Origin of the sequence: Acinetobacter sp. UBA3025, assembly GCF_002367915.1 — a bacterium.
Lineage (GTDB): Bacteria > Pseudomonadota > Gammaproteobacteria > Pseudomonadales > Moraxellaceae > Acinetobacter.
Genome location: NZ_DFDO01000083.1, coordinates 3457 through 9336, shown reverse-complemented (window position 1 = coordinate 9336; position 5880 = coordinate 3457). Strand labels below are relative to the sequence as shown.

Genomic DNA, 5880 nt, shown 5'->3' with positions numbered 1-5880 from the left:
TGAAACTCCGGTGATTTTAAATAATGTCGGTCATATGCCGATTCTGGAAGCAGAAAAACAGGTCGCCCAACATTATTTGCCTTTCCTGGCCAAGACACAGACCCTAAAAAATCCACTAGCTGATAAACTCATTCCTTTCAATTAAGTTTCAGAGAAGTTATGCAGAAACACCCGATGATTGAGCAGTTGATTGATGCTCAACTTGATTTTCTTGATCAGGTATTTTCTCAATCTGAAACCATTCAAAGCGAGTTTCATGAGTTTTATCTCTGGTTGCGCAAGCAGACGCTTAAAGATCTGTGGAGCTGTGAACTGATCAATCAGCTGCTACAAAAGCAAATTCTGGATACTGCTGCCAGTTCTTTTCTGATTGAGCAGATTGCCGAACATATCCGGTTCGCATTGGTTCATCCAGCCAATGATACAACCAAAATTGCCGATGTCATTCCGGTACTGACCATAGATAAAATTGCACAATATGTGGCCAGCAAAAGTGGTCACCGTCAGCGCCTGATCAAAGCGGTGGTGAATAATCCTGCTTTTTCAGCCATGATTACGCAACTGATCCAGCATTCGATTCAGGATTATCTGGATAATTCTGTAATTGCCAAGAGTGTTCCAGGCGTTTCCCGTTTCATGAAAATGGGCAAATCTGTTCTGGAAAATGTTACGGATTCCAGTCTGGACAATACAGTTGCCCGTTATTTGCAAAAAAATATTTTAAAACTCAGCCAAATGAGTGAGCATGTGCTGAACCAGCACTTTGATGATGACAAGCTATACCATTTTCAGGCCAATCTCTGGCATAAGATCAAAGACATGCCGCTGTCCGTGCTCAAGAACTATATTGAAACCCAGGATCTGAACCAGACGGTAAGTTTGGGGCACGAAATCTGGGATCATATGCGCCAGACGGAATATATGCAGCAGCAACTGCATGACGGGATTTATACCTGGTATGTACGCAATCAGGAACATACCTTTGACCAGTTATTGCGTGATCTAAATATTGATGAAGCATTGATTCAACATGAATTGAATGAATTGCTGACACCGATTATTCAGCAGATGATTCATCAGGGCTATTTGCGTGAACGTGCCCGTGCCTATCTGGCAAAATTCTATTATACTGAAAATACCTTAAAAATTTTAAAGATTGAAGACTAAAAAAAGCCGCTAGAAAGCGGCTTTTTCATATCTATGAATTAGAATTTGATATTCATACCCACGGTGTATCTACGACCATCAAGTACAATGTCATAATCGCCATTGGTAATTTCTTTATTTGCAATGTTATAAATACCAGCGGTCAACCTTAAGTTATCTGTCGCTTTAAAGACTGCACCGGCATCAAAAGTACCATATCCCGGTGTCCCATTATCCATAGAAGTACGGCTTAAATAATCACTGGTTTTGCCACGGTAATTATAGTCCATCCAGGTCGTCCAGGTATCTGAAACATCATAATCCAGACCGACATTCAGCATATGTTTTGGCATTTTATTTAAAGGCTGGCCTTTAAATTCGCCACTTTTTTGCTCAGTTTTTGTATAAGTATAACTTGTACTCGCGTGAAGATTATCCAGTACATCATAGTCTAATGTGAATTCAGCACCTTTCATTTCTGCATCGGAAACGTTTTTCATTTGGCTAACAAATCGATATGGCTTGCCATTTGCCGAACATTTCCATTCTTCTACAGGAGAACTATTTGTTGTTCCTGGCGTGTCACATAAACGATCTTCAACAATTTTATCTTTAAAATCAGATTTAAAGACCATTAAACTGCTTGTTAAACCAAGTTCAGGAGCCGAATAGTTAAATCCGAATTCATAGCTCGTGCTTTTTTCTGGAGACAAATCAGGGTTACCAATGATGACAGCACTGCCTTTTCCTGTTCTGCTACCAAAACCTTCTGAAATTTGGCTAATCGTTGGTTGTTTATAGCCTGTACTTACACCACCTTTCAAAGTTAAAGCATCAGTTAAATGATAAACACCATAGACACGCGGTGTAATTTCACCACCAAAGTATTCATCTTTATTGTATCGGGCGCCCACAGTTAAAGCGAAATCATCGGTAATGCTCCACTCATTTTCTGCATATAAAGCAAATAACCAACGGTCGAGTGAAGTGACCCCAGTAATATCGGCTAGACCATTTGTGGTATCAGTGATTTTTTCTTTTTGATATTGACCACCCACTGTTAATGCATGGTTACCCAAAAAGAATGAGCCTTGTGTATTAAAGACTTTTAATTCTTCATTTTTTTCGTCAGCAACGACACCACTATAAACTTTTTTAGTTGTTTCATCTTGATAGTATGAATCAAGGGTAAAATTATCGTAACGTGCTTTATGCGTTAAGGTATATAGATTTTTCTCATTTTCATTGATAGAGGCTTGAGTGGCAACATCCACACTTTTACCCAGTGTTGTAGTGTACTGCTGCCCTGTAAAATCATATCTCAAACCAATATCGTTATGTTCATCGACATTCCAAACCAGTTCAGTACCGAGCTTTCTCACTTTCTTCTCAGACTCACTTGAACCAGATTTTTGCCCTTCTCCACCGACAAAGTCACTTTCGTCATTCCCCTGGAAGTTACCATCTATACTTAAAGATAATTTATCTTGAATTAATGGGCCTGTGACATACATGCTGACGCCATAACTATCATTTGCATAATCATTATCAGACTTCGTATATTCAGGAGAAATACTTCCATGCCAATTACTAGCAGACGCTTTTTTAGTAATAATGTTAATTACACCCCCCATAGCATCTGAACCATAAAGTGATGACATTGGACCACGTACGACTTCGATCCGTTCAATCATGTCAATTGGTGGTAAATATGCACCAATTTTCCCACCGTCTGTGCCATTACCATTCACTGCTCTACCGGCACTAATTGGTCTGCCATCAACAAGGTATTTCGTGTAGGTTGCACCCATACCTCGGATTGTAATCTCTTTATTATTGCCGCCGCCTTGTACAGAAACGCCTGGCATATTTTTTACAGCATCAATTACATCTGTATATGATTTTTTTTGTAATTCTTCCGCGGTAATGACTGAAATAGAAGCAGGTGCATCTGCAATATTTTGTTCAAAACCGCCCGCTGTGGTTACCACAATGGTCTGCAATTTAGTAGCTTCAGTCTGTAATGCTGTTTTTTGTTCTTCAGTTACTTGATCTTGTGCTTGTACTGAAACAGCTAATGCTGAAAGCACTGCAAAGGCCAAAGTCGATTTCATAAACAGCTTACTCATATTCGAAGGTGCCCCAAAAGTTGATTTATGAAGAAATATTGCTGGAATTGTGACGCATTGTATCAAATGTAACTATAAATACAATTAGTATTGATAATTATTATCATTATTAAATCTAGATAAAAAAATACCCCGAGCATTCGAGGTATTTCTTACAAGCTAAATTTTATTAGAGACTTATTTGAAATAAGCACCTTCAGCTTGGGTATGGTCAGTCTGGTCAACCACACGTGCCAATTCAGGAATATGCTGTTTCAAGGTTGTTTCAACGCCTTGTTTTAAAGTCACATCAATTGCTGAACAACCCTGGCAACCACCACCAAACTTAAGAACTGCAGTTAAGCCATGCTCAGGATCTTCAATCACTTCAACCAGTGCACAGTTACCACCGTGACCTGCCAGACCCGGGTTAATTTCTGACTGAAGCACATAGGTAATACGCTCTTCTACAGAGGCATCAGGACCGACGCGTGGCACTTTAGAGTTTGGTGCACGGAAAGTCAGCTGACCACCAAAACGGTCTTTATTGTAGTCAATAACTGCATCTAGCAAGTATGGAATTGACGGAGAGTCAATATAGGCCGGAAAATCTGGATATTCCTGCTTATAGTCTGTAGGTACAACCTCATCAGGTGCACTATAAGCCATGCAACATTCAGCGCGCGGTGTACCCGGATTTTCAACAAACACACGTACGCCAATACCTGGTGTATTCTGTTTGTCCAATAGATCCTTTAAATACTCTTGTGCTGTCGGTGTAATCAAAAGATTTGGAATTTCTTCTGCAACCGGAGTGTTGCTGTTCTCAGTCGACATAACAATAATTTCCTCAAGCTGAAGCTGCTATTTTAACTGAAGATGCGGGGTAATTATAAAAATTCAACCAAAATTGTCGGATTTATTATAAAAGTCGCACTTTAGATTTGTTTTAATGGCATGATCATTGTCAAATAGATAGAACCAGAATTACTTATATGCTTGATTTACCTTTTAATCATACTGTCACTATTATTCTGATCACCTGTATTGTTTCTTTTATTGCTTTTTCAAAAGAAACGGTAATGAATCGTCTGATTTTCTGGCCGCCTGCCATGCAACGTGGTCAATATGACCGTTTCATTACCCATGGTTTTATCCATGCAGATGGCACGCATTTACTGTTCAATATGATCACGCTGTTCTTTTTCGGCAGCATTATTGAAAGTTTTTATCGCCAGTATTTATATGATCTGGGCTTTATTCTGTTTTATCTCGGTGGTCTGGTTGCAGCAATTTTGCCAAGTTATCTGAAACATAAAAATGATGCGCGCTGGGCCAGTCTGGGTGCTTCCGGTGCAGTATCCGCGGTTCTGTTCGCTTACATTCTATTTGAGCCATGGAAACTGATTTTCGTGTTCTTTATTCCAGTCCCTGCGATTATTTTTGCTGTTTTATATGTGGCCTATAGCATCTGGTCGGGCAAGCGCGGCAACAGCAATATCAATCACAGTGCTCATCTATGGGGTGCGGCATATGGTGTGGTGATGACGATTATTCTGGAACCACGACTTATTCCGCATTTCCTAAATAAACTAACCCAAATCCCCTTCTAAAGTTTTGAATGATTAAGGGATAGCAAATATCCCTTTTTTAATCATTCACATATGAAAATGATTTTCATTTCTATAAATTATGCTAATCTTGTCGCGAATTTAGAGGAATAAATATGAAATTTAAGACTTTAGTACTTGCCACAATATTAGGACTGACATCTTCTTTTACAGTTTCTGCACAGGTCACTTTCGACTATAAAGACCAAAATATTCAACTTAAAAAAGCTCCGAAAAAGATTGCAGTATATGACCTATCTGCACTGGATACCTTGAATGCACTAGGGCTTGAAGCTCAGCTGGTGCCTGCAGCAAGCTTTGCAGGCAATTTAAGCAAATACCAGCAGGGCAAATTCACCAAAGCTGGTTCACTGTTCGAACCGGATCTCAATGTACTAAAAACTGCTAAACCTGACCTGATTATTGTCGGTGGCCGTTCGGCTTCTAAAGCAGAGGCTGTTAAAGGTATTGCTCCGACTTTAGACCTTTCTCCAGATACTAGCCAATATATTGTCGATCTGACGGAACGTACCCATGTCTTGGCTCGTGCATTTGGTAAAGAGAAAATTGCTACTGAAAAGCTCGGTAAAATCGCAACGCTGCAGCAACAGCTTAAAAAGCAGACTGAAGGCAAAACTGCACTGATGCTGTTTGCGGTCGGTGAAAATTTTATGCCACATGCAGAAAATGACCGTTTTGGCTTTGTCTATGAATTAGCAGGTTTTAAACCAGTATTGGATCCCTCTGAACAGTCGGATGCACCCCGTCCAGAAGCCGGCTCTCCGGAAGCATTGAAAGCAACGGAGAAAAATGTTCAGCGTATTACAGCAGCCGTTGAGAAGAATCCGGATTACATCATTATCCTGGATCGTGGTGCAGTGAATACCCAGAAATATACCGCTCAGGATAATATTCAGAAACACCTTGCCCTAAAAAATGCCAAAGCCTTGGCAGAGAAAAAAGTGATCTATGTGAATGCTGATGCCTGGTACATCACTGGTGCAGGTTTGGACAAT

5 protein-coding genes and 1 pseudogene are annotated in these 5880 nt (G+C 40.0%); 4 read left to right on the top strand and 2 right to left on the bottom strand.

Going from position 1 to position 5880, the window contains the following annotated elements:
- Positions 1-145: pseudogene (locus tag B4J23_RS03320) on the top strand (alpha/beta hydrolase); the annotation flags it as partial.
- Between the two features lie 14 nt (positions 146-159).
- On the top strand, positions 160-1167 hold the full coding sequence (locus B4J23_RS03315; RefSeq protein WP_180002261.1) for a hypothetical protein: 1008 nt from the start codon (positions 160-162) through the stop codon (positions 1165-1167).
- A 38-nt stretch (positions 1168-1205) separates the two neighbouring features.
- Here the strand turns inward: B4J23_RS03315 and B4J23_RS03310 are convergent, their stop codons facing one another.
- Together B4J23_RS03310 and nfuA are read right to left on the bottom strand one after the other, a co-directional pair.
- Entirely contained in the window at positions 1206-3260 is a 2055-nt protein-coding gene (locus tag B4J23_RS03310; protein WP_291358754.1) for a TonB-dependent receptor domain-containing protein, read from the bottom strand.
- 192 nt (positions 3261-3452) lie between these two features.
- A complete protein-coding gene (gene nfuA / locus B4J23_RS03305) occupies positions 3453-4091 on the bottom strand; it encodes a Fe-S biogenesis protein NfuA (RefSeq protein ID WP_034705129.1) in 639 nt (212 codons plus the stop codon).
- Positions 4092-4249: 158 nt separating this feature from the next.
- Here nfuA and B4J23_RS03300 point away from each other — a divergent pair, with 158 nt between their 5' ends.
- Positions 4250-4867 (top strand): rhomboid family intramembrane serine protease, encoded by a 618-nt coding sequence (locus tag B4J23_RS03300; protein WP_004783040.1) that lies wholly within the window; start codon positions 4250-4252, stop codon positions 4865-4867.
- Between the two features lie 113 nt (positions 4868-4980).
- Positions 4981-5880 (top strand): ABC transporter substrate-binding protein (locus B4J23_RS03295; RefSeq protein ID WP_291358753.1); only part of this gene is annotated, 900 nt, incomplete at its 3' end.

What these genes read in the sequence shown, in the direction of transcription:
- B4J23_RS03310 (WP_291358754.1), bottom strand. Translation starts at nt 3,260, where the DNA reads ATGAAATCGACTTTGGCCTTTGCAGTGCTTTCAGCATTAGCTGTTTCA.
- B4J23_RS03315 (WP_180002261.1), top strand. Translation starts at nt 160, where the DNA reads ATGCAGAAACACCCGATGATTGAGCAGTTGATTGATGCTCAACTTGAT.
- B4J23_RS03300 (WP_004783040.1), top strand. Translation starts at nt 4,250, where the DNA reads ATGCTTGATTTACCTTTTAATCATACTGTCACTATTATTCTGATCACC.
- nfuA (WP_034705129.1), bottom strand. Translation starts at nt 4,091, where the DNA reads ATGTCGACTGAGAACAGCAACACTCCGGTTGCAGAAGAAATTCCAAAT.